Source organism: Rhodopseudomonas sp. (genome assembly GCF_048594845.1).
Classification (GTDB): Bacteria; Pseudomonadota; Alphaproteobacteria; order Rhizobiales; family Xanthobacteraceae; genus Rhodopseudomonas.
In genome coordinates this window covers 1-25,733 of the sequence record NZ_JBMDXE010000264.1, presented here as the reverse complement: position 1 = coordinate 25,733, position 25,733 = coordinate 1, and the positions used below count along the sequence as shown (strand labels likewise).

Here is a 25,733-nt window from a genome sequence, read left to right as displayed (position 1 = left end):
CTGCATGGCGGGTCCAATTAGTGAAATATTCCAGCGAACAATCAAGCAACTTATAACGGCGGCCTGCACAATATCTCGCGAAGGTTTGCTGCTTTCGCAGTCAAATCGCCCGCGATCGGCGCAGCAACGGAGCACCGTCCAGCGCCGCCTGATCCGCTGAAATGATCGCGATTCCCGTAGCTTGCAGGCTACGGCGACAGGTTGTCGTAGATCTTGACCGACAGTGTATTGAGAAGTTGCACCTCGGCCTTGGTCAGCCCGCGCAGCGCTTCCTTGAACAGATAAGCGACCTTGTCCCGCACCACGTCGAGCACCTGCTCGCCCGCCTCGGTGATGAACACTTCGGTCGAACGGGCGTCGGTGCTGGAGGTCCGAACCGTCACCAGGCCGTCGTCGGTCATGCGGTTGATGATCTTGGCCATCGTGGAGATATTGACCACCGCCTCGTCGGCAATCTGCGACACGGTGATCGGCCGGCCTTCGACCAGCAGCATCAATACCCGCCATTTCGGCACGTCGAGACCGGCGGGTTTCAGGATCGCGTTCATGCGCGCCGAATAGCGCGCCAGCATCCGCACATTATGGAAGAACGGCGAGCGGTTGGAGAGAAACCGGCTGTCGTCGGCTCGGATTCTCCGCTTCATGCCGTCGTTCTTGCTCTGCATCTGTCGGTCCTGGCTGGTCGCGCGGTGTCGTCACGGCGGCGCATCGTCGTTCGCTGCACCGCCGTGACACTTCCCGAGATTGTGGAAAATGACAATATCTCACCGAGCCGATCGACAATTATTCCAGACGGATCGGCATGTCATCGCACGAAAAAACGCGATCAGTTCCCGCGACTCTCGAGCTACGCGCACGGACGAGTGCGGACCGCGAACCCTGCATCGCACGACGCGTAGCGTGCGTCGCAACATCGTCCGATTGCCTGTCCGGTTCGCACGATGAGCAGATCGCGTGCAGGCAAACGCCCGAAATTGATGCGCGGACGCTCGATAATTCACTGGAATGTTCGAGTAGTTCATGATTGTCTTTTGCAGGTAGCGAGGTCGTCGATGCGAGGTTCGCAGCATCGAAGGTCCTCACAGCGCGGACGCCAGCGCCAACCGCAAAGAGGACACCATGACCGACGTCGCCAGCGTGATCCACCTGAAGCCGGCCGCGCCGATCGAGGATTTCGATGCGCTGGTCGCCGACATCCGCGCCCGCCGCGCCGAATTCAGCGCGCAGCAGCACGTCTCGCAGGACATCATCGAACGGCTGCGCAAAGCCGGCATTTACCGGGCAATGGTCGCGCGGATTTTCGGCGGCGACGAGAAGAGCCCGGCGGAATTCTGCCGGATGATCGAAAAAATTGCCCAGGCCGACGGCTCAACCGGCTGGGTCGCGAGCTTCGGCGCTGCCGCCACCTATCTCGCGGCGCTGCCCGAGCCGACGCTGCGCAGGCTCTATGCGAACGGTCCCGACGTGGTGTTCGCCGGCGGCCTGTTTCCGCTGCAGCCGGCCAAGCGCACGGCCGATGGTTTCCTGGTCAACGGCACCTGGAAGTTCGGCAGCGGCTCGACCGGCGCCTCGCTGATCGGCGTCGGCATCCAGGTGGAAGGTGATAGTTCCGGCGGCCTGCCGCGGGTGGCGGTGATGCCGGCCGACAAGGTCGAGATCCGCCCGAACTGGAACGTGATCGGCCTCGAAGGCACCGGCAGCCACGACCTCGTCGTCAAGGACGTGGTCGTCCCCGAGGAATGGACGCTGATCCGCGGCGGCGCCGCCTCGGTCAATGCCGACATCTATCGCTATCCGTCGCTCGGCCTTGCCGCGCAGGTGCTGGCGGTGGTCGGCCTCGGCGTCGCCCGCGCCGCGCTCGACGACGTCATCGAGATGGCCGGCGGCCGGGTGTCGATCACAGGCGCGCCGAAGCTCGCCGATCGCGGCTATGTGCAGGTCGCCGTCGCCAAGGCCGAAGCCGAGCTGCGCTCCGCCCGCGCCTTCTTCTACGAAGCGACCGACGAGGTCTGGGACATCGTCCGCGCCGGCGACAAGCCGTCGGTCGAGACCACCACGGTGCTGCGGCTCGCCGCCAGCCACGCGGCCAAGACCGGCGCCACCGTCGCCCGGATGGCGACCGAACTCACCGGCACCACCTCGATCTATCAGGGCCACCCGCTGGCCCGGGCGGTGACCGACAGCTTCGTGGTGGCGCAGCACGCCTTCCTCAACGAAGGCACAATGCAGAGCGCCGGCCGCGTGCTGCTCGGCCTGCCGAGCGTCCCCGGCTTCCCATGATCCCGCGCCTCCATCCGCTTCCGCCGATTTCCCAGCGACAAGGACCTGACCGATGACCAGCCTCGCGGAGCTCACCAGCAAGCCGGACGACCTGATCCGCAAGGATCGGGTCCGCACGCCGCTCTACACCGACCCGGCGATCTTCGAAGCCGAGATGACCAAGATCTTCCACAACACCTGGGTCTGGGTTGCGCATGTCAGCGAGATCCCGAACAACGGCGATTTCAAGATGGCGCAGGTCGGCCTCGAGCCGGTGATCGTGGTGCGGGACCGCAAGGGTCAGGTCCACGTCCACCTCAACCGCTGCCGGCACCGCGGCGCGACGCTGTGCGAAGTGCGCAAGGGCAAGACCTCCAGCCTGGTCTGCCCGTATCACGGCTGGGGCTACTCGCTCGACGGCAAGCTGCGCGGCGTGCCTTATGAAAACGGCTACGACGAAACCTCGCTCGACCGCAGTCAACTGTCTTTGAAGTCGCTGCGCGTCGAGGAATACAACGGCCTGATCTTCGCGACCTTCCGCGACGACATCGAGCCGCTCGCCGACTTCCTCGGCCCGGCGAAGAAGTGGATCGACCTGTTCATGAAACAGGGCGGCGGCTATCCGGTGAAGACGCTCGGCGAGCACAAATTCCGCTTCCCCGGCAACTGGAAGATCCAGCTCGAAAACACTACCGACGCCTATCACTTCCCGCTGGTGCACAAATCCTTCCTCACCGCGGTCGACAAGGAAACCGAGCAGCAGCTCGACATGCTGAACAATGGCGGCTTCGTCGAGGATCTCGGCAACGGCCACAGCGTCATGGTGATGATCCCCGAACTGATCGACCTCGACGACAATCTCGAAGCGCCGATCCCGGAGAAATTCGCCGAACTCGCCAAGGAGCTGGCGGCCGAAGGCTACTCCGACACGGAAGTCCGCCGCATCGTCCGCGCCGTCGGCGGCTCCGGCTTCAACATCAACCTGTTCCCCAACCTCGCATGCTCGATGGCGTTCTTCCGCGTCCTGCAGCCGGTGTCGGTGAACGAGACCGAGATCCGCCACATCGCGATCGGCATGGACGGCGGCCCGGCGGCGGCGAACCGCGCCCGCATCCGACTGCACGAATTCTTCCAGGGCCCGATGGGCTTCGGCAGCCCCGACGACGCCGAAGTGTGGGACCGCGTCCAGCACGGCACCCAGGGCGGTGAGGACATGTGGATCATGCTGAACCGCGGCTTTCCGAAAGAAGAGAGCCTGCCGGACGGACGGCATCGCAGCGACGTCAGCGCCGAAACCGGCATGCGCGCCGCTTATGATCAATGGAAGCGGATGATGACGGTCTGACCATGAATATCGCCATGACAATTCCCACCACCACCGCCGCTGCGACCATCACGCTCGCCGAGGCGATGGAATTCGCCTGGACTGAAGCTGATCTGCTCGACCACGCCGTCTACGAGGAATGGCTGTCGCTGTGGACCGACGACGCCCGCTACATCGTGCCGATCGAACCCGGCGTCACCGACTTCGAGAACGCCGTGAACTACGCCTATGACGATCACGAGATGCGCAAGAAGCGCGTCGACCGGCTGCTCAGCGGCCAGTCGGTCTCGGCATCGCCGGTCGCCCGCACCGTGCGTTCGCTGTCGCGCTTCCGGATGCTGAAGACCAGCGAGACCGCGTGCGAACTGCGCTGCGCGCAGATCATCACCGAATTCCGCCGCGGCCGCGAGCGGACCTACACCGGCGACGTGGTGTTCGAGCTGGTGCGCAGCGAGGCCGGCCTGAAGATCCGCCGCAAGGTGATCTGGCTGATCAACTCGACCGAAGCGCTCGGCGGCATCGGCTACATCCTATGAGCGCTGCGCCGACCAACAGCGGGCGCGTCGCGCTGGTCACCGGCGGTGGCTGCGGCCTTGGCGCCATAATCGCCGCGGCGCTGCACGGCGCCGGCTATCGCGTAGCGATCGGCGACATCGACGAGGCGGCCGCCAGGGCCGTCGCAGCGCGGCTGGATGCCGGCGGCGCAACGGCGTTCGGGCTCAAGCTCGACGTCCGCCGCAAGAGCGATTTCGACGCCGCGCTGGCGGCGGTGCTGGCGCGCTTGAACGCGGCGCATGTGCTGGTCAACAACGCCGCCGTCACGGTGGCGCGGCCGGTGATGGAGATCTCGCCCGAAGAGTTCGACGAGGTGATCGCCGTCAATCTCCGTGGCACCTTTCTCGGCTGCCAGGTGTTCGGCGCTTACTTCCGCGACGCCGGTCATGGCCGCATCGTCAACATGGCGTCGCTGGCCGGCCAGAACGGCGGCACCGCCACCGGCGCGCACTACGCCGCCTCCAAGGGCGGCATCGTCACGCTGACCAAAGTCTTCGCGCGCGACCTAGGCAAGTCCGGCGTCACCGTCAACGCGATCGCCCCCGGCCCGCTCGATCTGCCGATCGTGCACAAGACAGTGCCGGCCGAGCGCTTCGCCGAGTTCAAGGCGAACATCCCGGTCGGCGACATCGGCGAGCCGGCTTTCGTGGCGCAGATCGTGCTGCAGCTCGCCTCTGCCGAATCCGGTTTCGTCTCCGGCGCGACCTGGGACGTCAACGGCGGCCTGTTCATGCGATGAGGGCGGCGATGATGACCACGGTCGAACGCAGCGAATTTCGCGAGGCGATGAGCCGGCTGGGCGCAGCCGTGAACATCATCACCACCGACGGGCCGGTCGGACTGCATGGCCTCACCGCCTCGGCGGTGTGCAGCGTCACAGACGAACCGCCGACCCTGCTGGTCTGCGTCAACCGCGCCTCCAACGTCCACGCCGCGCTGTCCGCCAATGGCGTGCTGTGCGTCAACGTGCTGGCGAGCCGGCACCAAGAACTATCCAATCTGTTCGGCCGCGGCGGCATCCCGGTCCACGAACGGTTTGCCGGCGCCGAATGGCGCGTGCTGCATACCGGCGCGCTGGCGCTCGCCGATGCCGTCGTCAGCCTCGACTGCAGCATCGCGCAGGTGACGGACGTCGGCACCCATAGCGTGTTCTTCTGCCGCGTCCAGGCGATCGCGCTCGGCGCACATCCTGAAGGGCTGATCTATTTCAACCGCGCTTATCACGACATCGCGCCGCCGCGCGAAGTCTGCCACTCGTAACGAGGCCCGCATCATGACCATCGACCAACTCGCCGCCACCGTGCAGGCGCTCCAGGACCAGGTGGCGACGCTGACCGCCGAGGCGGAGATCCGCCGCATCCAGGCGCGCTACATGTTCCTGTGCGATACGCCCTGCCCGGAATTCGGCGTCGAGGACGACGCCGAACGGATCGAGCGCATCGTCGATCTGTACGCCGAGGACGCGATCTGGGAGGGCGTCGGCGCTTACTACGACAATCAGTTCGGCCGTAGCGTCGGCAAGGACGCGATCCGCAAGCACTTCCAGGGCTTCTGGGGCCAGAAGCGCGATCCGGCGCTGGTGCTCAACGTGCACTATCTCACCTCGGAGCAGATCCATGTTCGCGGCGACGAGGCCGACGGCCAGTGGGTGCATTGCCAGCCCTGGATCTTCAGCGATGGCAGTTCACTGCTACGTTCGAGCCGGCTGAACAATCTGTTCCGCAAGGAGGCCGGCGTCTGGAAAATCGCCCGCACCCGCACCGAAAACCTGTTCGTGGCGCCGCTGACCGCGGGCTGGGCCGAAAGCGTGCCGGAGAAATCCGTGCTGATGCGGCCCTGAGCGACTACGCCTCATTCGACGATTGAAGGACTTCTGATGACCACCACGCCCGCTCTGTCATTCGCCGACGCCGTCCCGCTCGAAGCCGACGCGCTGCACCGCCTGCTGCAGGCCTGGTTTCGCGCCGAAGGCAGCGACGATCCGGCCGCGATCCGCGCCCGCTTCGACGACGGCTTCAACATGGTGACGCCGGCCGGCAAGGTGCTGCCGTTCGCGCAATTCTCCGCCGGCCTGCCGACGATGCGCGGCTCGCGCCCGACGTTGATCATGGAGATCAGCGAAGTCGTGGTGCGCTATCAGGACGAGAAGACGGCCGTCGTCACCTATTGCGAGCGGCAGATCCAGGACAGCGGCACCACCGACCGCCTCTCCACCGCGCTCCTGATCAAGCGCGACGACCGACCGACGCCGGTGTGGCGGCATCTGCAGGAGACCTGGATCACCCCGTGACCGCCGTCACGCATCAGACGACCAAGCTGCCGCAGGGATACAAGATGGCCGAGGCCGAGATGTGGAAGACCTATCGCTATAACGGCTTCCGGGTGATGGTCATCCAGCAATGGGACGACCCCTTCGGCCGCCGCATGGTCCGCATCGAAAGCCTCGACGACGGCGGCGAACACGCCACCGGGATGTTCGAGGCGGATTTCCTGAGGGATGCGGAGGCGGAATAGAGGCTGGTCGGGAGCAGTTGGAGCGGGCGAAGGGAATCGAACCCTCGTATGCAGCTTGGGAAGCTGCCGTTCTACCATTGAACTACGCCCGCGCACTGGTCGCGAAGCCAAACCGCGAAGCGGCCGGTCCCTCTGATTAGCCGAGACGGCGGCCTTCGCCAAGGGGCTGAGGCGCGATCCGCCGACCGCGGCTGCGCCACCTACCCGCCGATTTGCACAGCACAAACGGCGCCGGCAAATTCTGAAATTAACAATTCGGTAAGATTTCGGATGCGCGCCGGAAGGCCGTTGCTATAGTCGCGCCCATGGGTGGGGCTGCGTACACGATCTTCGATACACTGATGGGCCGATGCGGCATCGCCTGGGGCGACGACGGCGTTCTCGCCGTACAGCTTGCCGACAGCCGCGAAATCGAAACCCGGCGCCGCCTGCAGCGGCAATGTCCCGACGCGCGCGAAAGCCGTCCCTCGGTCCAGATCGCGGGCGTGATCGACGGCATCGCCGCCGCGTTGCGCGGCGCGCCGCACGAATTCTCCGATGTGACGCTCGACCTCGGCGGCCTGCCGGCGTTCGATTGCCGGGTCTATGAGGCGATCCGCGCCATCCCGCGCGGCGAGACGGCGACCCATGCCGAACTCGCCAAGCGGGTCGGCTCGGCCGGGGCGCTCTACGCCGTGGGCCACGCCATCCGGCGCAATCCGTTCGCGCTGATCGTGCCGTGCCATCGTGCGCTGGCGACCGTCGGCGACACCAGCGGGATTTGCGCCAATGGCGGCGTCATCACCCGGCGGCGGTTGCTGGCGATGGAAGGCGCAATTGCCGCCGGCGGACCGAGCCTGTTCGACGTGCTGCTCACCGCAGCGCCGCGGCTGCCGGAACGCTGACCGGCGCCTCTCCGCAATCGACTCAGTCGACCATCGGCGGCGTCAGCACCGCCACCTTCTTGGGCTCCCAGCGCGTCACCAGCACGGCCAACGCGCAGCCCAGCCCGAGCAGTACCATCGAGGCGGCGGCCAGCGCGAAGAAATTGCCGGCGGTGCCGCGGTTCGCCATCAGCAGCCAGCCGCCGATCACCACGAAGACCAGCCGCGCGGTCTGCGCCAGCACCGGGCCCAGCACCTTCGCGGCGCCCTGCGCCGAGAAGTACATCGAGATCGACAGCCCGATGAACGCGTAGAACGGCGCCGCCACCTGCAGATAGTGCTCGCCGGCGAGCTTCACCCCCGGATCGTTGCTGAACAGATCGACCCACAGATGCGGGAAGAACGCGATCGCGGTGCCGAACACGCCCACCGACAGGAACGACACCAGCGCGGCCGTCCAGGCGATCCGGCGTGCGCGCGCGATCCGGCCGGCGCCGATCGCCATGCCGATCATCGGCACCGAGGCGATGCCAACCGCAAAGGCGATCGAGGTCAGCATGAATTCGAGCCGCGCGCCGATGCCGTAACCGGCCAGCACCGCAGTGCCGAAATGCGCCAGCATGTGGGTGAAGATGGTGATGGTCAGCACCGACTGCAGCGGCGTGAAGCACGCCACCGCGCCGACCTTGAGGATGTCGAAGAACATGGCGCGCTGAATCCGCAGCCCGCTGAAGCTCGGCTGCACCCGGGCGCGGCCGGAGAATATGTACCAGGCCATCACCGCGACGCTGGTCGAAAACGCCGTCAGCGTGCCGGCGGCGACGCCCGGCATGCCGAAGCTCGGGATCGGGCCGAGGCCGAGACCGAGCGTGCCGCCGAGCACGATCTGCAGCATCGCCGAGATCAGGATCATCAGCGACGGCAGCTTCATGTTGCCGGTGCCGCGCAGGATCGCCGCCAGCGTGTTCATCAGCCACGGCACCACCGCGCCGGCGAAGAAGATGTGGACGTAGCCGATCGCCTGCGCCAGCACGTTGCCGCGGCCGCCGAGCAGCTCCAGCGCCTTGGCGCCGAAGATCAGCATGCCGAGCGTGAACACGACGCCGAAGCCGAGCCCGATCAGCAGCGCGTGCATCGCCAGCAGCGCGGCGCGATCCTGATCGCCGGAGCCGAGCGCGCGGGCGATCGCCGAGGCGACGCCGCCGCCCATCGCGCCGCCCGACATCGTCATGGTCAGGATCACGAACGGGAACACCAGTGCCATCGCGGCCAGTGCCTCGGTGCCGAGCCGGCCGATATAGGACGTCTCCGCCACCACCACGCAGGTGCCGGCGGTGAGCGCCAGCATGTTGGGCCAGGACAGCCGCAGCAGCGTCGGCAGGATGGCGTCGTCGAGCAGCGGATTGTGGGGCGGAGGCGGAGGCTCGGCGCCGGGCCGCAGCAGCGGCTCGGCCGCGACGGGCGGCATTTCGGCGACGGCAACGTCGGACATCGTTTCCTCCGGGGCCCGATCTCTGTGCCGTGCCTCGATCCGTTCCTAGCATCGATCCGCCGCAAAGCGAGCGCGCCGGACGCATAGGTGAAAGCCGCGAAGCTCAGGGCGGCTCAACGCACCGACCAGACCAGCGACGATGAGCCTTCCGGCTGCGCCAGCCCGACCGTGATCCGCCGCCCGCAGGCCGCCGCCAGCCCCTCGATCAGCCCCTCCAGCATCCGCACGCAGACCGGATGGGCGTCGGCGACGCCGTCCATCAGCTTCCAGCCGCTTTGCCGCAGCTCGAAACCGTCGCCCGCGCCTTGCAAGTCGACGGCATCGTCCTGCGCGGCGAGCAGCGCCTGCAGCAGCCGGGCGAAGCCGGCGGCATCCCGGCCGGTCTCGCCGAGGCCGGGCGCGAGCTCGTCGTACGACTGCATGCCGATCAGCTTGCCGGTGAGGTGCAGCAGATAGGAGGCATCGACCGGGCCGAACAATTGCACGGCGACCGGCGCGGCGGTGCGGACATATTCCATCGCGTAGTTGCGATAGGCCTTCTCCAGCCGCGGTCGCGGCCAGCTCTCGACCGGCAGCGCCGGCGCCTGCGCCGGATCGAACAGCGGCGCTTCGAGATGCCGCGCGAACACCACGCGCTGGTCGAGTTCGAGCGGGTGATCGTAGTCGTAATAATAACCCTCGAGTCCGTCCTGACCGTCGACGCTCTGCTTGGTGCAGACGAAGCCGAGGCTGGGATGGCCGAGCGCGACGCCGTTGTTGCCGTGCCAGCCGCGCAGCATCGCCTTGGAGACCTCGCCCGGCACGCCGCAGATCGCGGTGCCGCGCCAGATCCAGCGCGGCGGCGGATAGCGGATCCACGCCTTGCGGTCGCTCTCGTACATATACTCGACATGCACGCCGCCGATCCAGTTCGACAGATAGTGATACTGCGCGGCCGCAACTGCCGGCGGCTGATGCGCGAGGCCGAGCTTGGCGAGGCCGGCGGCGAACCGCTCCTGCTGCTGGCGGCGAAACACCCTGAAGACGAATTCCGCCGCGTCAGGCGTGCCGCGCCGGCTGACCAGCGTCAGCACCAGTCCGGTGAAGCACGCGTGATACAGATCGGCCACGCTGCGCCAGCGGCGCCACTGCGCCTCGCGTTCGGCATCGGACATTTCATCTCCCGTTCCCCGCGGCCGAGGTTGTCATTTTGTCGCTGCGTCATCGCAGAAGGCCGCCTCACAGATTTTTCATGGCCTTTAGGCGAACGCAACCCGGCCTGCGCTATTGGCGTGGCGTGTTCCTGAGTGGAGAGACGTGATGCGCCGACCCTTGACGATCCGCCGACTCGCCCTGTGCTGCGCCGTGACGCTGCCGCTTGCCGCCTGTCGCGACCAGACCCAGATCGCGCAGGGCGAGGATTACGGCCCGTCGCCGAAGCTGCCGGAGCCCAAAAGCCAGCTGCTGCCGACCGTCAACATCGCCCCGGCGGTCCGCTTTGCCGAGGGCGCCAAGCCGAAGCCCGCCGAAGGCCTGGCGGTGACGGCGTTCGCGCACGGCCTCGACCATCCGCGCACGCTGCATGTGCTGCCGAACGGCGACGTGCTGGTCGCCGAGACCAATGCGCCCGAGCGGCCCGAGCAGGGCAAGACGATCAAGCGCATCGTCGCCGAATATGTGATGGGCCGCGCCGGAGCGCGCACGCCGAGCGCCAACCGCATCACGCTGCTGCGCGATGCCGACGGCGACGGCGTCGCTGAGGTCCGCACCACCTTCCTCGACGGCCTCAACTCGCCGTTCGGCATGGCGCTGGTCGGCAACGATTTCTACGTCGCCAACACCGACGGCATCATGCGCTTCACCTATAATCCGGGCGATACGCGCATCACCACGCCCGGCACCAAGCTGGCCGATCTTCCGGCCGGGCCGCTCAATCACCACTGGACCAAGGATCTGATCGCCAGCCCCGACGGCAGCAAGCTGTATGCGACCTCCGGCTCCAACAGCAATGTCGGCGAGCACGGCATGGATCAAGAGGTCAATCGCGCCGCGGTGATCGAAGTCGACCGCCAGAGCGGCGCGACGCGGCTGTTCGCCACCGGCCTGCGCAATCCCAACGGCCCGGCCTGGGAGCCGCAGACCGGCAAGCTGTGGGTGGTGGTCAACGAACGCGACGAAATCGGCAGCGACCTCGTGCCGGACTACATGACCTCGGTGCAGGACGGCGCGTTCTATGGCTGGCCCTACAGTTACTTCGGCCAGAACGTCGACGAGCGGATAAAGCCGCCGCGGCCGGACCTCGTCGCCAAGGCGATCAAGCCGGACTACGCGCTCGGCAACCACACCGCCTCGCTCGGCCTCGCCTTCAACACCGGCGACCTGTTTCCAGCCGAGATGAAAGGCGGCGCCTTCGTCGGCCAGCACGGCTCGTGGAATCGCAAGCCGCATTCCGGCTACAAGGTGATCTACGTGCCGTTCAAGGACGGCCAGCCCTCGGGCCCGCCGCGCGACATCCTCACCGGCTTCCTCAACGACAAGGGCGAAGCGCTCGGCCGTCCGGTCGGCGTCGCAATCGACCGCCGCGGCGGCCTGCTGGTCGCCGACGACGTCAGCAACTCGGTGTGGCGCGTGACGCCGAGCGGGCGGGAGCAGGCGGCGCGGTAGGACCGAGTTTGCAGGGTCGGCAAAGCGGAGCGTGCCCCACCATCACGACGCAGGATCGAATTTTAAGCGATCCGCGTGGGCACGGCGCTACGGCCTTTGCCACCCTACGAATGCCTTCGCCGCGAACTAACTAAACCTTGAAATGCTTGCTCAGCTTCAGGCTCTGGCCCTGATAGTTCGAGCCGATGCGCTGGCCGTAGAGTGAGGCGGGGCGGGACAGCATTTTTTCGTAGATCAGGCGCCCGACGATCTGGCCGTGCTCGAGGATGAACGGCACCTCGCGCGAGCGGACTTCCAGCACCGCGCGCGAGCCGAGGCCGCCGGCGCCCTCGTAGCCGAAGCCGGGGTCAAAGAATCCGGCGTAGTGCACGCGGAATTCGCCGACCAGCGGATCGAACGGCACCATCTCGGCCGCGTAGTCCGGCGGCACTTGCACCGCTTCCTTCGAGGCCAGGATGTAGAACTCGCCGGGATCGAGGATCAGCGTGCCGTCAGGCCGCGCCGCGATCGGCTCCCAGAATTCGCCGACCGGATAGCCGCCGCGGCGGTCGATATCGACGACGCCGGTATGGCGCTTGGCACGGTAGCCGACGAAGCCGTTCGAGTTGACGCCCGACAGATCGACGCTGACGGCGACGCCGCCATTGAGATCGGCATCGTCCGCATCGACCAGCCGCTCCGCATCGTGCAGCGCGTCGAGTTCGTCGGCGTCGAGCGTGGCGCGGCCGACGCTGAACCGTACCTGCGACAGCCGCGAGCCCTCGCGCAGCAGCACCGGGAAGGTCTTCGGGCTGATCTCGGCGTAAAGCGGGCCGTGATAGCCGGCGCCGATCATGTCGAACCGCCGGGTACCATCGGCGATCACGCGCGTGAACACGTCGAGCCGGCCGGTGGAGCTTTTCGGATTGGCGGCCGCGACGATGCTCTTCGGCAGCGCCAGGCTTTCCAGCAGCGGCACGATGTAGACGCAGTTGGTCTCCAGCACGGCGCCGTCCGACAGGTCAATCTCGTGCAGCTTCAGTTCGTCGATCCGCTCGGCCACGGTGCAGTCAGGCCCCGGCAGGAAGCTGGCGCGCACCCGGTAGGCGATTGGCCCGAGTCGCAGATCGAGGCTGGCCGGCTGGATCTGGCTCTCGACGAATGGATATTCCGGCAGGATCAGCCCGGCCTCCGCCATTGCCGCGATCATGCGGTCGGGCAGGATTCCTGCGGCATCGGGCGGCAACGCAAACGGCACGGCGATCCTCACGGCGGGACAGACCGCCAGACGCGGAAAATACTGGATTTCATCGGTTATCCGAAGGCCGGCTTGACGGGAAGGGCATGCGGGATTAAGAGCCCGACTTATCCCGTGGTGATTTGAGCCGGCCGGCTTGCAGCCACGTTAAACAAGTCGCTAAACAGGCCGGGGACAGTGCGCTCCCGGCCCGAGGGTTGATCCCCAAGCCGGTTTTTTTGTGCCCGCGCCGCCCGGCGTGGTCGCGAAGGGAGACCACATGTCCGAGACCACCACCCCGGCTGCGAAGCCTTCGATTGCCATTCCCGATACCGCGCATTTCCGCCGCGAGACTCGCCTGGTGCATTCCGGCAGCCTGCGCTCGCAATATGGCGAGACGTCCGAGGCGATCTTCCTCACGCAGGGCTTCGTCTACGACAGCGCCGAGCAATGCGAAGCGCGTTTCACCGGCGACGACGCCGGCTTCCAGTATTCGCGCTTTTCCAACCCGACCGTGTTCAGCTTCGAGCAACGCATGGCCGAGTTCGAAGGCGCCGAGGCGGCGCGCTCGACCGCCACCGGCATGGCGGCGGTGACGGCCGCGATGCTGGCGCCGCTGCGCGCCGGCGATCACGTCGTCGCCTCCAAGGCGATGTTCGGCTCCTGCCGCTACGTGGTCGAGGATCTGCTGCCCCGCTACGGCATCGAGTCGACGCTGGTCGACGGCCTGGATCTCGATCAGTGGCAGAAGGCGGTGCGGCCCAACACCAAGACGTTCTTCCTCGAGAGCCCGACCAACCCGACGCTCGACGTGCTCGATATCGGCGCGATCGCCGAGATCGCGCATGCGGCCGGCGCGCGCCTCGTCGTCGACAACGTGTTCGCGACGCCGATCTGGCAGAGCCCGCTCGAACTCGGCGCCGACGTCGTCGTGTACTCCGCGACGAAACACATCGACGGCCAGGGCCGCTGTCTCGGCGGCGTGGTGCTGTCGTCGCAGGCGTTCATCGAAGAACACATCCAGATGTATCTGCGCCAGACCGGCCCGTCGCTGTCGCCGTTCAATGCCTGGGTGTTGTTGAAGGGCCTGGAGACGCTGGGCGTCCGCGTTCGTCAGCAGACCGAGAACGCCGCCGCGATCGCCGACGCGCTGGCCGGGCACCCGAAGGTGCCGCGGCTGGTCTATCCGGGCCGCGCCGATCATCCGCAGGCCGCGACGGTGAAGAAGCAGATGGGCGCCGGCTCGACGCTGGTCGGCTTCGAAGTCAAGGGCGGCAAGGCCGAGGCGTTCCGCTTCCTCAACGCCCTGAAGCTGGTGAAGATCAGCAACAATCTCGGCGACGCCAAGAGCCTCGTCACGCATCCGGCGACGACCACGCATCAGCGACTCAAGCCGGAAGCGCGCGCCGAACTCGGCATCAGCGAAGGCTTCATCCGGCTGTCGGCCGGGCTGGAGCACAAGGACGATCTGGTCGAGGACCTGATCGCTGCGCTGGAGAAGGTGTGAGGCAGAGGCGCTGAACGGCTTTCGAGCGAAGCCAGGTAGTTCGCACTCTCGTCATGGCCGGGCTTGTCCCGGCCATTCACGTCTTGCCTTGTATCATCTGCCCAAGGCGTGGATGCCCGCGACGAGCGGGGCATGACGTGGGGGCGAGATCATCGCTCAATGCGATGGCTGACTACGCGGCGCTCACGTAATTAGTTGCGTCATCACCACACCCGGAACTCGCGGGCGTCGACATGCCGCAGTTGCGAAGCGTCGCGCGGACGGCCGGTGATGCTATCACCTGTCTGCTGCCTCGGTGACGACGCAGCGATGCGTCCAACGAGGTTGCGGCCGCGCCAACGCCGGGCCAGTGATAAGGGTCGAGGCCGAAGCGCAGCCGTCAAAGCGAAATCAGCGAATTCGATTGTCCCAATGAAATTGCCCGCCCTGCTTGTCCTTGCCGCCGCCGCGCTCGCCCTCGGCGGCTGCGTCACCGATTCCCAGTCGCCGATCGGCGTCTCGCCGTCGCTGGTGAACCCTGCCCTGGCGGCGCGCTATGCGGCGATCGACACCGAGAAGTTCCCGATCGACGGCATCGACGCCAGCGATCTCAACCCGGCCTATGTCCGGCAAGTGGTTGACTACACCGGCGGCGAACCGCCCGGCACGGTGGTGGTCGAGCCGCGCAAGCGCTTCCTCTATCTGGTGCTCGACGGCGGCAAGGCGCTGCGCTACGGCGTCGGCGTCGGCAAGGCCGGGCTCGCCTTCACCGGCACCGCGCAGGTCGGCCGCAAGGCCGAATGGCCGAACTGGACTCCAACCTCGAACATGATCGCGCGCGAGCCGGAGCGCTACGGCAAATGGGCGAGCGGCATGGCGGGCGGCGCCAACAATCCCCTAGGACCGCGGGCGCTGTATCTGTATCGCAACGGCAAGGACACGATGTTCCGCATCCACGGCACCACCGAGCCGTGGACGATCGGCGAAGCGGTGTCGTCCGGCTGCATCCGGATGCTGAACCAGGACGTCGTCGATCTCTACGAGCGGGTGCCGACCGGCGCAAAGGTCGTGGTGCGCTGAGCAATATGCTCCGCGCGGTCCGGACTTAACACGTCGACGCTGCGTCACCGCAGCCAGGACGGCTCGCTGTTTGAATTGCCTGGGAGTTGCTGTCCGGACCGCAGGAGAGCTTCACTTTCGTCCGAAACGCTTTATTGGTGACGGTCAAGCCCGCGGGCGCTCACGACACGTCCGGACATGCAGCGTCCTTCAGGGCCGTCCTGGCCGATCTATTACTTCGATATCGTCCACGACTATCCCGGGATGGGAGGCGTGGTCGAGTTCTCGCGGCTCCTGTTTCGCCAGCTCGCGGCGCATTATCAGCAGCGGCTGGTTTCCGTCCGCGCGTTCACGGCCGCTCTCGGCTGCGCGCATGACGACATGCTGTATCTGGACCGCGAGCGCAAAGTCGCCGAGATCCTGGCCGGGATCGAGCCGAACGCGGTGTTCTTCTTCCCGAACTTTCAGTCGCCGGTCGCCAGACAGCCGAACGCTGCTGGCCCCGCGATCATCAATGTGATCCACGATCTGCAGTTCGCCTTTCTGCCGGACCTGTTTCCACCGGAACGACGCAGCTGGCTGCACCAGACCTTCGCGGAGACCAGAAGCAACGCGGACCGCATCGTCTTCATCAGCCGAAGTACGAAGAACGATTTCATCGGCCTGTTCGGCAAGCCGCGGCGTTGCAGCGTGATCTATAATCCGATCGAGGCGCATCCGGTCGCCGATCTTTCCGACGCTGCGGACAACGAAGCCCCGTTCCTGCTGGCGTCCTTCCATCACCATCCGCACAAGAATTTTCCCGCGCTGCTGGAATTGTTCGCAGCGCTGCTCGCGCTCAGGCCAGGCTTGAGGCTGGTGGTGACCGGGCATGGACAGGAGCGACTGGCAGAGAATCTGGCGACGCAGCCTGACGCGGTCAGATCCGCCATCCGGCATCTCGGCTACGTCTCACGCGGCGAGCTCGACGCGCTGTATCGCCGCGCGGTCGCGTTCATCACGGTGTCGCGCTTCGAGGGCTTCAACATGTCTGCGGCCGAGGCCGCATGCCATGGCACGCCGCTGATCCTCTCGGACCTGCCGGTGCATCGCGAACTGTTCGGCGTGGGCGCCTGCTTGGTCGATCTGACGGATTCGTCCATCAGATCCGCCGAGAGAGTCGCGGGTTATCTTGAAAGCCGCCCGCGCCGGACCAACTGGCGGTTTCGCAACCAGTGCCAGCCGTCCAGCGTCCGGGAGTCATATGTTCGCATCATCGACTCCTGCAGGCCGGCAGCGCGCTGACCGCTCCCCGCAAAAGTAAATCGGCTTCGCGCGAGTCCGCGTAAGCGGGCTCACATCATTGCGAGGGCAGCGCTCACCATTGATAACGGACGACGCCCTTGCCGGCATAGGATCGGGTGACGTCCGAGAATTCCCCCTCGAAGATCGCCGCCACCGAGAAGCCGCTGCGCCACTTGATTTCGGCGGACGCTGAGGTCAACGCCGCATCACGGGCCTGCTGCGCGCCGTTGACGATGAAGGACGCGCCCGGCACCGACTGGAACGTCGCGGCCAGATTGCGATCGGTGTTGAACTCATGCGCCCAGGCGAGCCGGCTGCGCAACGTCAGGACCGAATCGGCCAGCAGGTAGGCTTTGTCGGTGCGAACACCGAGTTCGCTGCGCGTGGACGTGACTTCCTTGCCGGCGTAGTTCAGCGCGAACACGCCCGGACCGGAGATCACCTGCTCGCTATACGCCGGCAGATCGAATACCGTGACCTGCACGCCCGCGTAGGGCGTCGCGCCCACGCCCATCCAGGGCGTGACGTAGCGCGTCCCGGCTTCGAGCCGGCCGGTGAAGGCATTGACGTTGAACCGGGCCTGCAACTGATCGATCCCGGCGACGTTGCGGTTCGTCGTCACGTCCTGCCACGCGTAGCTCATCGCCGCGGCCAGATAGCTCGCGCCGAAGCTGTGCCGCATGAAGCCGCCGACCTGGAACATGTCGGACCGGCCGCTGCCGCTGTTGGCGACCGAGAAGTTGGTGCCGCCGCCCGACATCGCAAAGCCGGCGACCGTGCTCGGCGAAATCCGATAGTCGAGTCCGACCGCTGCGCCATAGATCCGGCTGGTGGAGGTGTTGGTGCCCGCCGACGCATTGCCGTCGGTGGTCTGCGAGCCGCCGAATCCGGTCGCCCACACCGACCATTGCGGCAAGGGCGGAGCGGCCTTCATCGGTGCGGCCTTGGCGAACATCGCATAGGCATCGCGCGGATCAGGCTGGCCGGCATACGACATCAAGCCGCTGCCGCCAGATGCGCCCGCCTCGCTACGCCCCGCCGCGAACGGATCGATCATCGCTCCCATGAACAGGTTCATCGCATCGAACGTCGTCTGCTGCGATCCCGTCGCTGTCTCGCCGGCAGCCTGGGTCAGCCCCGCCGGCGTGAGACTACCCAGCACCACCGGAATCGGACGGCCGGCATTGAAGGCGCCGGTCACCGCGTTGGCGACGTTGAGCTGGTTCTGGTTCAGCGGGTTGAACACCGGCCCCGACGGAGTGGGCGTGTAGTTCAGCGCGAGGTCGAGATAGACGTTGTTCGCCCCGTAGCTCAGGCTGGACGTGAAGTTGGCGGGCAGGTTGGTGTTGACCAGCGACGAAAACGTGCCGCTTACCGCTCCGGTCGAATTCAGGATGGTGTACTGCTTGGTCACGTAGCTGCCGGGCGCGAACACGGCATTGACGGTCGCGCCGCCCAAGGTCGTCGTGCCGTTGACGTTCACGCGCCCCGATGAGGCGGGCGAGACTTCGACCATGTAGGTCGATGCGGCCGTGAAGGTCAGGTTTCCACTGAAGGCGAGCGAGTTCGTGCCGTTGACGGCGGTGAGCGTGCCGCCATTGATCAGCGTCTCACCGACCCGGCCCGCGCCCGTGAGAACGCCGCCGGCATTCACCGTCGTCAGCGATGCGGACGAAAGATCGCCGTCGACGCGCGCGGTGCCGCCGATCGTCCATGGATTCGTCGACGTCGCGGTCCCGGTCAGCGTCCAGTTGCCGCCGGCAGCGACGCCGTATTTGCCGAAGCCGATATAAGGCGCAGTCGTCCCGAGCGTCGATACGTCGAACGAACCGGCCGTCGCGCCGCCGAGGCGGAACGTATCAGCCGCCGAAAATGCAACGACGTTGCCGAGCACCGTGCCGCCGGACTGCAGTTCGAAGACGTTGGTGCCGCCGGTGAACGTGACGGCATTGGCCCGCGTCACGCCGTCTCCGCTCAATCCGCCGGCGATGCTGCCGGTGGAGCCGAGGATCACCGTCAGATTGCTGGCGCCGGTGAGGCCGACGCCGCCCGCTCCGTCCACGGCCGGAAAGAAGCCGGTGCCTGCGGCACCGCCGTTGCCGCCCGTCACGGCTCCCAGAATCGTCGCCGTGTAGGAGGGCGACGCGAGATAGAGACCCGTGCCGCCCGATCCGCCGTTACCCGGGTTGCCGATGGCGTTGCCGCCCGCACCGCCGGCACCGGCGCTCACATTCGCCGAGAACGTCCCGCTTCCGCCGCCGGTGATCACCGCGCCATAACCGCCGCCGCCACCGCCGCCGCCATAATAATCGCCGTCACCGCCCGCGCCGCCATTGCCGCCGGTGACTGCCGATGACGGCGCGAGGCTGCCGACATAGCCATGCGCGCCGCCGCCGCCACCACCACCGCCGCTCGTGGCACCGGCTCCCGACGCGCTTGTTCCTGCCGAGCCATCGGCGCCGGCCGTTGCGCCGCCAGCACCGCCCGGGAAGACGCTGCCTCCCATCGACGTTCCCTGACCGCCGCTGCCGCCGACGATGCCGGCGCCACCACCGCCACCGCCGCCACCACCGCTGCTATCGGTGCCCGCAGTGCCCACGCCGCTGACGGAGTCGCCGCCACCGGAAATGCCAGAACCGCTGGCGCCGCCGTCGGCGAAGGCCGGCTCCAGCGCGAACGATGTCGCGATTGCGAAGGCAAGAACGCCCGCAAGTCCGCTCAGCGCCGTGCTGCGCTTCAGGCGGGACGTCGAGGAGCGCAACCGTCCAGCGGCCCCGAGATGTCGCGTGCCTGCCCCGGCGCGTTCGTAAACCTGCATTCCCTGCCCCTGCGATTCGCCGAATCCGGCTGTGTGTGACCTTTCCGGGAAAGGTGCACGTGCCTGACAGCACGAAAACCGCGCGCACGAAATGCGTGTTCGGATTGCGAACGAAGGCTTCAACAAAACAAGTGTGTGTTAGATTTGTATCACGCAACCATTGCGGGTTTACAACCAGCGAGGGAGTTCGCTTACTTGGTTCGCCTGCGTTCCATCGTGACGGACGGCAGTTCGCCGAACCGCCGGCGATATTTCTGCGCGAAATCACCGAGGTTGCTGAAATAGGCCGAGGCGATCGTCGCGACGCGGGCTCCGGGGGGCGCGACCTGGATGAGCGCGCGCACCTGCTCCAGCCGCTGATCGTTCACCCATTGCATCGGCGAGCAACCGAAGCGCTCGCGGAAAGCGTATTGCAGCACGCGCGACGAGAGCCCGCTGACTGGTTCCAGGTCGCTCAGCGCGAGTTTCCGGTCGAGATTGGCCAAGATGTAGTCGCAGACGTCGTCGATCTGATAACGGCGTGGCGGCTTCGGCCGGACCGGATCGCCCAGGAACATCTCCGGCTGCAGCAGCATCACCAGCATGCGGTGGATCGCGTCATCGAGCCCGCTTCGATCGAGCATCTGCTGCACAGGGCTGCACTGGTCGATCGCGAACAGAAGATGCGTGAACGCGGAGTTGAACCGCACGCTGCCCCAGACCAGTTGCAGCTCGCGCGGTGTGGACAGATCGAGCAGCGCCGGACCGCCCGGATCGCGGCCGAGCATCCGAGCGGCCAGATCTTCCAGCAGATCGGGCATCACCGGAATGCCGACCGCGGAGCGGCTGCTGAAAACGCCCGACGTATCGGCGGCGGGAAGGAAGGCCGCGCAGGCATCCGCCCGCCACGTCAGCTGCCGCTTGTCCTGAGTGATGATCGCGTCGCCCTTCAGCGGCAGCATCACGATCGCATGGGAGGGCTCGATCGATGTGAATTCCACTGCGGTGCAGGCGTTCGCCACGATCGTCGATGTGCCGACCTGCTTGATCAGCGAGACACTGCGAAAATCCGCATCCCTGGCCGGCAGTCGGTAGCTGGTCTTCGACCGGCCGTTCGACAGACGCTCCGACATCACTTCGATATCAAGATCCTCGACCGCGTTGGCGATTCGAAACGGCAGATGCGGCAACGGGATCTTGGAACGTGACATCGGCCTCTTGCTTCATGCAAGTTGAGCGCGGCCCCGATATCGAGGCCTTCGCGGAAGTCCCTGCGTCGTCGGCGAACGCGTACGCAGCAACTATCTCGCCGAGGTCGTCTGTTTCGACTTTCTGATTAGATCAGCTTGGCGAACGATCGCAATAGCGGCGTCATGTCGCGACGCGCAACTGAGTCATGATGCATGATAGCAGTCGGCAGACCGCAGCCGGGGATTGCACCGCGCGTCCGGCGCAACACGGTGCAGCGCGATTACATCGGCCGATAGGCGCGCACGTCCGCCGGGACGGTGACGCCGAGCTTGATCTGACCGACCGAGCGAATGATGTCGTCGCCGAGCAACTGCGCGAAGCAGGCATAGCCCCAGTCGTTCATGTGCAGGCCGTCGGCGGTGACGAAGCTGTCGAACGGCAGCGCCTGCCGCTCGTGCCAGTCCTTCATCACCTCGAAGCGCGGGAAAATCCCGACGCGGCGCAGCTCGGCGAGGCGGCCGAGCGCAGCGATCATCTTGCCGGCACTCTCGCCGCGCTCGTTGACGCGCGGCACGTATTGCGGATCGACCAGCACAATGTCCGAGCCGGCGGCCTGGATCGCGGCGATGCCCTCGTCGACCAGCTTGCCGGTCTCGACCGGATCGAGATTGCGCAGGATCGCATTGGTGCCGACCTGCCAAATCACCAAATCGGGCTTGGCGTCGAGCACCGTGCTCTTCAGCCGCGCCATCATCTCGGGCGCGTCCTCGCCGCCCTTGCCGCTGTTGATCACGGTGATGTCGGCCGTCGGATATTGCCGGCGCAGGCGCTGCGCGAGACGGTTGGGATAGTTGTAGGCTGGAGAGGTCGAGCCGTAGCCTTGGGTCGAGGACGAGCCGAACGCGACGATCACCACCGGCTCGCCGTCGACCAGCTTGCGCGCGACATGCGGCAGCGAGCCCATCGACTTGCTGCCGCCCTTGGGAGGCAGACACGGAACCCGCGTAAGAATGTCGCCGGCCTGTTTGGCGGCCTGCTTGACCTTGTCGATCGCCTTGCCGGCGATGCCCTTCTGGCCGGACGGGGCCGGAGCTTGCGTCGTCTCGGTGCTGGAAGTTGGATCAGGCGAGGTCGGAGCGGCCTGCGCGAACGCGGCGGACACGAGAACACCGAACACCAGCGCCGCCGCCCCGCTCCGGGCGACGAATTTCGCGCAACGTCTCCTCATTAACGCAGCGTCCTCAGCTCCGACGGATTGATATGCGTCGCGTCGAGCACGAAGGTCGACAGCGCACGCGCCAGGCACCCGTGAACCCGCATCGCGAGATCGATGCCCGGCGCGGGGCTGAACAGGTCGAATTCGACGGTCTCGTTCCAGTGCCGCATCAACGCGAAGCGGTCGAACAGCGGAACGTCGTGCTCCTGCGCCACCACCCGCATGTTGTCGAGATACGGCGTGGGGTTGATCATGGTCTCGGTTCGGGGACTGTATTGCAGATTCATCAGAATGACGTCCGCCCCGGCCTTCTGGGCGGCCTCGATGCCCTCGCTGAGCGCGCTGCGGAAATCGTCCGGGTCAATCGAGCGGATCGCGTCATAGGTGCCGGTCTGCCAGATCACCAGCGACGGCTTGCGCTCGGTGACCAGCGCGCCGATCCCGGAGGCGACCTCCGCGGCGGTCCGCTTCATTCGCATTTCCAGCGTGACGTTGACGTTGACGCCCGGGAGCTTGTCGCGCAGCAGGGTCTGCAGCCGCGCTGGGTAGCCGGTGTTTTCCGCCGAGCTGATGGTGGAGGAACGGCTGCCGATCACCAGGATGTCGAGCTTGCGGTCGTTCTTCAGCGAGGCCACGACGCGGTTGAGGGTCAGGTCGGTCGCCAGCATATAGGCCGGCGCTTCGCAACCGACCGATGCGACTTCCGGCGCCGCGTTGGCGGCGCGCCCGGACAGCAGCGCCAGCCCCAGGGCGCCGATCAGGGCCCCCGTCAGCACACGCATCTCTCTCCAGCTGGCCATCCTGCCGGCCATCATGCATCGCCTCCCGCGAGGTCGGCGTTGGGGTTCCCCTTGGGGGTCCCACCCTTGGCCACCTCATTCTTGTACCACGAAAAAAGCCACGCCGCGGCGGACATGATAACGATACCCGTCAGGCTGACGAAGAAATGCATAACGGCGCCGCCCGAGACTTCCGCCAGCACGAAGTAGCCTGCGAAAGCAAGGAAGATGCCGATGCAGAAGATCTCCAGCGAGTGCTGACCGCACAGGATCAGCGGACGCAACCAGGGCGAGTTCAGGCCGCGCCAGTCGCGGTGCAGGAAGCGCACTGTGATGGCCGCCAGCGCCAGGAAATGGGCGAAGCGCAGCACGTCCAGATTGGGCTTGTCGATCGGATACATCCACTGTTCGAGCCACTTCGGCAGGATGTGGAACAGCTGCGGCATGTGCCAGGTGAGCGTCACGAAGAAGGCCGCCAGCAGGTAGGCGACCGACACCCACAGGGTGATGGGTGACGCCAGCACCCGCGCCAGGCGCTGCGCCCCGCCCATCGCGCACCAGACGCCGAACACGAACAGCAGCTGCCATGCGTAAGGATTGAACGCCCATACGCCGCTTGGATAGGCAGTGAGATGCAGGTCGAACTGCCAGGTCGCGGCATACAGCGCGGTCGCCAGCGCCAACGCCACGTCGGGCGAGCGCCGCGTGATCCAGAGGATCGCCGGCAGGAAGAACATCAGCACGATATAGAGCGGCAGCACGTCCATATTGACCGGACGGAACCGCAGCAGCAGCGCCTGCACGATGGTGACGTCGGGCTGCTTCAGGAAGTCCAGAATGCCCATTTCCTCGGTGTAGAGCGGGTTCTGGAAACTGGTGGCGACGTAGGAAATCTCGGCCAGAAAGATCGTGAACAGGAAGACGTGGGCGACGTAGATCTGCCAGACCCGCTTCATGATCCGCGCCGACGCCACCACGAAACCCTGGTCGCGCATCGCCCGGCCATAGACGAAGGCCGCGGTGTAGCCGGAGATGAAGATGAAGATCTCGGTGGCGTCGGAGAACCCGTAGTTACGGATCGTCAGCCAGGTGAGCACATTCGCCGGCAAATGGTCGATAAAGATCAGCCACAGCGCGAGGCCGCGAAACAGGTCCAGCCGCAATTCACGCTTCGGCACCGGCTTGCGGATCGCCGGCTTTGGCGGAGGGGCCGGCGGCGGCGCGGCTTCCGTCGGCGGCGGAATTTCCGCGGGCGGCGTGACAGCAACCGGTTCGGCAACGGATGAGGCGACGGGAGTCATGGGGCTCCGGGCGGGCGCAGCATCGCGCCGTGACGCTGATATACCAGCCCGCATCGGGACAGGCGAGATTTCGCAACGGAGCGTCGAGCGGCCTCGCGACCTTCCGGGGATCCGCGGCGGCCGCGGACGGACGCGGCGGCACAATGCCCGGTTTCGTGCAGACCGTCGGTGCGACCCGGCGTCGCCGCGGAACTACGCCGCAACTATGTTGAAACCACGGCCCGTGTCGCAGCGTAGACTGAAAATCGTTCCGAGCGGCTGGTTTCAAAACGGGATTCTGCGATATGATCGCACTGCAAGCTGGAACAACGTCAATGTACCGCGCCGTAACCCGTCAGATCGAGGTGACCGTCGAGCCGAACTACCTGCCCGAACGGTCCTCAGCCGAGAACCGGCAGTTCTTCTGGTCCTACACCGTCGTGATCACGAATTCGGGCGACGAGACCGTTCAGCTACGCACCCGGCATTGGGTGATCACCGACGCCTCCGGCCGCACCCAGGAAGTCCGCGGCGAAGGCGTTGTCGGCGAACAGCCGGTGCTCGCGCCCGGCGAGCGCTTCGAATACACCAGCGGCGTCCCCCTCCCCACCGCCTCCGGCTTCATGGCCGGCCGCTACCAGATGGAAAGCGAAACCGGCGAACGGTTCGAGATCGACGTTCCGGCCTTCTCGCTGGACAGCCCGGAGGGGAAGCGGACGTTGAACTGAGGGGCCACACGCGGATATCTGCGTGCCCCGGACGCTGCGCAACACGCCGCGCTTGCGGCGTGGTGCGCAGCAGATCCGGGGCCCCGGTTCGTGATTCACCGAAAGCTGCTTCGTGAGATGCGCGCCCCGGAACCGGGGTCCCGGATCTGCGAAGCAGCACTGCGTGCTGCATCGCGTCCGGGACACGGAGAGGCTGATTACGCGGAGCGCACTAATCGTTCGGCGCTGCGCCGTTCGTCGCCGCTGAGTTTGTCGCTTCCGCACCCGGCTCCACGCCCGCTTCGTCCGGCGTGAATTCGTACACCGAAGAGCAGAACTCGCAGGTCACCACGACCTTGCCGTCCTTGACCATGTCGGCGCGGTCTTGCGCCGAGACGCGGGACCGCATGCCGGAGACGGCGTCGCGCGAGCAGGAGCATTGCGCGCGCAGCGGCAGCGACGAGAACACGCGGACGCCGCGTTCGTGGAACAGCCGATACAGCAGCCGCTCGCCGGACAGCGCCGGATCGATCAGCTCGATGTCCTCGACCGTCCCGATCAGCGACTGGCCTTCGACCCAGGCGTCGTCCTCCGGCACGGCGTGCACCGCCGCGCCGTCGGGCGCATCGCCGGGATCGAGATCGGCCTGGCGCGCGCGCTCCGGCGCCTTCGGCAGAAACTGCAACAGCATGCCGCCGGCGCGCCAATGATGCCGGCCACCTTCGCCGCCGCGCCATTCCTCGCCGACCGCGAGTCGCACCTTGGTGGGGATCTGCTCGGAGCGCAGGAAGTACTCGTGCGCGGCCTCCTCCAGCCCGCCGCCGTCGAGCGCGACGAGGCCCTGGTAGCGGCTCATGTCGGGGCCCTGATCGATGGTCATCGCCAGATGGCCCTTGCCGAGCAGCGCACCGGAACTCAGACCCGGCTCCAGCCGGCTCTCGTCGAACCGCGCATAGGCACGCAGCCGGTCGGGCGCCTGGAAATCGACGATCAGCAGCGACACCGGACCGTCGGTCTGGGTCTGCAGGATGAAGCGGCCGTCGAATTTCAGCGCCGAGCCGAGCAGCG

24 protein-coding genes, 1 tRNA gene and 1 riboswitch are annotated in these 25,733 nt (G+C 66.4%); of the genes, 14 read left to right on the top strand and 11 right to left on the bottom strand.

Annotated elements, in window-relative coordinates:
* Positions 1 to 188 precede the first annotated feature (188 nt).
* Positions 189 to 665, bottom strand: a complete 477-nt coding sequence (locus ACOJTD_RS17145) for a MarR family winged helix-turn-helix transcriptional regulator (RefSeq protein ID WP_420134088.1) — start codon at positions 663 to 665, stop codon at positions 189 to 191.
* Between the two features lie 454 nt (positions 666 to 1,119).
* On the opposite strand from ACOJTD_RS17145, the gene ACOJTD_RS17140 reads away from it, so the two are divergent.
* The 8 genes from ACOJTD_RS17140 to ACOJTD_RS17105 are packed head-to-tail and all read left to right on the top strand — an operon-like array spanning position 1,120 to position 6,652.
* Positions 1,120 to 2,280 carry an acyl-CoA dehydrogenase family protein gene (locus tag ACOJTD_RS17140; RefSeq protein WP_420134087.1) on the top strand — a complete coding sequence of 387 codons (1,161 nt, stop codon included), beginning with the start codon at positions 1,120 to 1,122 and terminating at the stop codon, positions 2,278 to 2,280.
* Between the two features lie 52 nt (positions 2,281 to 2,332).
* Positions 2,333 to 3,604 (top strand): aromatic ring-hydroxylating oxygenase subunit alpha, encoded by a 1,272-nt coding sequence (locus tag ACOJTD_RS17135; protein WP_420134086.1) that lies wholly within the window; start codon positions 2,333 to 2,335, stop codon positions 3,602 to 3,604.
* Between the two features lie 14 nt (positions 3,605 to 3,618).
* Entirely contained in the window at positions 3,619 to 4,119 is a 501-nt protein-coding gene (locus ACOJTD_RS17130) for an aromatic-ring-hydroxylating dioxygenase subunit beta (RefSeq protein WP_420134085.1), read from the top strand.
* Entirely contained in the window at positions 4,116 to 4,877 is a 762-nt protein-coding gene (locus ACOJTD_RS17125) for an SDR family NAD(P)-dependent oxidoreductase (protein ID WP_420134084.1), read from the top strand. Before ACOJTD_RS17130 ends, ACOJTD_RS17125 begins: the two co-directional genes overlap by 4 nt.
* Before the next feature lie 8 nt (positions 4,878 to 4,885).
* Positions 4,886 to 5,398, top strand: a complete 513-nt coding sequence (locus tag ACOJTD_RS17120; RefSeq protein ID WP_420134083.1) for a flavin reductase — start codon at positions 4,886 to 4,888, stop codon at positions 5,396 to 5,398.
* A 13-nt stretch (positions 5,399 to 5,411) separates the two neighbouring features.
* Complete coding sequence (locus ACOJTD_RS17115) at positions 5,412 to 5,978, top strand: nuclear transport factor 2 family protein (RefSeq protein ID WP_420134082.1); 567 nt, start codon at positions 5,412 to 5,414, stop codon at positions 5,976 to 5,978.
* A 36-nt stretch (positions 5,979 to 6,014) separates the two neighbouring features.
* Entirely contained in the window at positions 6,015 to 6,428 is a 414-nt protein-coding gene (locus ACOJTD_RS17110) for a DUF4440 domain-containing protein (protein ID WP_420134081.1), read from the top strand.
* Positions 6,425 to 6,652: a hypothetical protein gene (locus ACOJTD_RS17105; RefSeq protein WP_420134080.1), complete on the top strand. Its 228-nt coding sequence runs from the start codon at positions 6,425 to 6,427 to the stop codon at positions 6,650 to 6,652. The genes ACOJTD_RS17110 and ACOJTD_RS17105 overlap by 4 nt, the downstream gene beginning before the upstream one ends.
* 18 nt (positions 6,653 to 6,670) lie before the next feature.
* Here the strand turns inward: ACOJTD_RS17105 and ACOJTD_RS17100 are convergent.
* Positions 6,671 to 6,744 (bottom strand) — tRNA-Gly (locus tag ACOJTD_RS17100).
* Positions 6,745 to 6,957: 213 nt separating this feature from the next.
* On the opposite strand from ACOJTD_RS17100, the gene ACOJTD_RS17095 reads away from it, so the two are divergent.
* Entirely contained in the window at positions 6,958 to 7,536 is a 579-nt protein-coding gene (locus ACOJTD_RS17095; protein WP_420134079.1) for a methylated-DNA--[protein]-cysteine S-methyltransferase, read from the top strand.
* 22 nt (positions 7,537 to 7,558) lie between these two features.
* Here the strand turns inward: ACOJTD_RS17095 and ACOJTD_RS17090 are convergent, their stop codons facing one another.
* A complete protein-coding gene (locus tag ACOJTD_RS17090) occupies positions 7,559 to 9,007 on the bottom strand; it encodes an MATE family efflux transporter (RefSeq protein WP_420134078.1) in 1,449 nt (482 codons plus the stop codon).
* 113 nt (positions 9,008 to 9,120) lie between these two features.
* Positions 9,121 to 10,161, bottom strand: coding sequence for a hypothetical protein (locus ACOJTD_RS17085; RefSeq protein ID WP_420134077.1), 1,041 nt, complete (start codon positions 10,159 to 10,161; stop codon positions 9,121 to 9,123).
* Positions 10,162 to 10,306: 145 nt separating this feature from the next.
* On the opposite strand from ACOJTD_RS17085, the gene ACOJTD_RS17080 reads away from it, so the two are divergent.
* Positions 10,307 to 11,650: a PQQ-dependent sugar dehydrogenase gene (locus ACOJTD_RS17080; protein WP_420134076.1), complete on the top strand. Its 1,344-nt coding sequence runs from the start codon at positions 10,307 to 10,309 to the stop codon at positions 11,648 to 11,650.
* Between the two features lie 130 nt (positions 11,651 to 11,780).
* On the opposite strand, the gene ACOJTD_RS17075 is transcribed toward ACOJTD_RS17080, so the two are convergent.
* On the bottom strand, positions 11,781 to 12,887 hold the full coding sequence (locus ACOJTD_RS17075) for a 2'-deoxycytidine 5'-triphosphate deaminase (protein WP_254984478.1): 1,107 nt from the start codon (positions 12,885 to 12,887) through the stop codon (positions 11,781 to 11,783).
* Positions 12,888 to 12,991: 104 nt separating this feature from the next.
* Positions 12,992 to 13,071: riboswitch (SAM riboswitch) on the top strand.
* Positions 13,072 to 13,146: 75 nt separating this feature from the next.
* On the opposite strand from ACOJTD_RS17075, the gene ACOJTD_RS17070 reads away from it, so the two are divergent.
* From ACOJTD_RS17070 to ACOJTD_RS17060, 3 genes are all read left to right on the top strand, one after another.
* Entirely contained in the window at positions 13,147 to 14,373 is a 1,227-nt protein-coding gene (locus ACOJTD_RS17070) for an O-succinylhomoserine sulfhydrylase (protein ID WP_420134075.1), read from the top strand.
* A gap of 411 nt (positions 14,374 to 14,784) precedes the next feature.
* Positions 14,785 to 15,432 (top strand): L,D-transpeptidase, encoded by a 648-nt coding sequence (locus ACOJTD_RS17065; protein ID WP_420134074.1) that lies wholly within the window; start codon positions 14,785 to 14,787, stop codon positions 15,430 to 15,432.
* A gap of 177 nt (positions 15,433 to 15,609) precedes the next feature.
* A complete protein-coding gene (locus tag ACOJTD_RS17060) occupies positions 15,610 to 16,695 on the top strand; it encodes a glycosyltransferase (RefSeq protein ID WP_420134073.1) in 1,086 nt (361 codons plus the stop codon).
* A gap of 73 nt (positions 16,696 to 16,768) precedes the next feature.
* On the opposite strand, the gene ACOJTD_RS17055 is transcribed toward ACOJTD_RS17060, so the two are convergent.
* The 5 genes from ACOJTD_RS17055 to ACOJTD_RS17035 form a co-directional block, all read right to left on the bottom strand.
* The gene (locus ACOJTD_RS17055; RefSeq protein WP_420134072.1) at positions 16,769 to 19,513 is read right to left on the bottom strand and encodes an autotransporter domain-containing protein; all 2,745 of its coding nucleotides are present in this window, start codon (positions 19,511 to 19,513) and stop codon (positions 16,769 to 16,771) included.
* A 191-nt stretch (positions 19,514 to 19,704) separates the two neighbouring features.
* Positions 19,705 to 20,703, bottom strand: coding sequence for a helix-turn-helix domain-containing protein (locus tag ACOJTD_RS17050; RefSeq protein WP_420134071.1), 999 nt, complete (start codon positions 20,701 to 20,703; stop codon positions 19,705 to 19,707).
* Positions 20,704 to 20,963: 260 nt separating this feature from the next.
* Positions 20,964 to 21,911 carry an SGNH/GDSL hydrolase family protein gene (locus ACOJTD_RS17045; RefSeq protein WP_420134070.1) on the bottom strand — a complete coding sequence of 316 codons (948 nt, stop codon included), beginning with the start codon at positions 21,909 to 21,911 and terminating at the stop codon, positions 20,964 to 20,966.
* Positions 21,911 to 22,714 carry a GDSL-type esterase/lipase family protein gene (locus ACOJTD_RS17040; RefSeq protein ID WP_420134069.1) on the bottom strand — a complete coding sequence of 268 codons (804 nt, stop codon included), beginning with the start codon at positions 22,712 to 22,714 and terminating at the stop codon, positions 21,911 to 21,913. Before ACOJTD_RS17040 ends, ACOJTD_RS17045 begins: the two co-directional genes overlap by 1 nt.
* The gene (locus ACOJTD_RS17035; RefSeq protein WP_420134068.1) at positions 22,711 to 23,979 is read right to left on the bottom strand and encodes an OpgC domain-containing protein; all 1,269 of its coding nucleotides are present in this window, start codon (positions 23,977 to 23,979) and stop codon (positions 22,711 to 22,713) included. The genes ACOJTD_RS17040 and ACOJTD_RS17035 overlap by 4 nt, the downstream gene beginning before the upstream one ends.
* 314 nt (positions 23,980 to 24,293) lie before the next feature.
* On the opposite strand from ACOJTD_RS17035, the gene apaG reads away from it, so the two are divergent.
* A complete protein-coding gene (gene apaG / locus ACOJTD_RS17030) occupies positions 24,294 to 24,686 on the top strand; it encodes a Co2+/Mg2+ efflux protein ApaG (protein WP_238733171.1) in 393 nt (130 codons plus the stop codon).
* Positions 24,687 to 24,897: 211 nt separating this feature from the next.
* On the opposite strand, the gene ACOJTD_RS17025 is transcribed toward apaG, so the two are convergent.
* A partial coding sequence (locus ACOJTD_RS17025) for an Hsp33 family molecular chaperone (RefSeq protein WP_420134067.1) occupies positions 24,898 to 25,733 on the bottom strand: 836 nt, incomplete at its 5' end.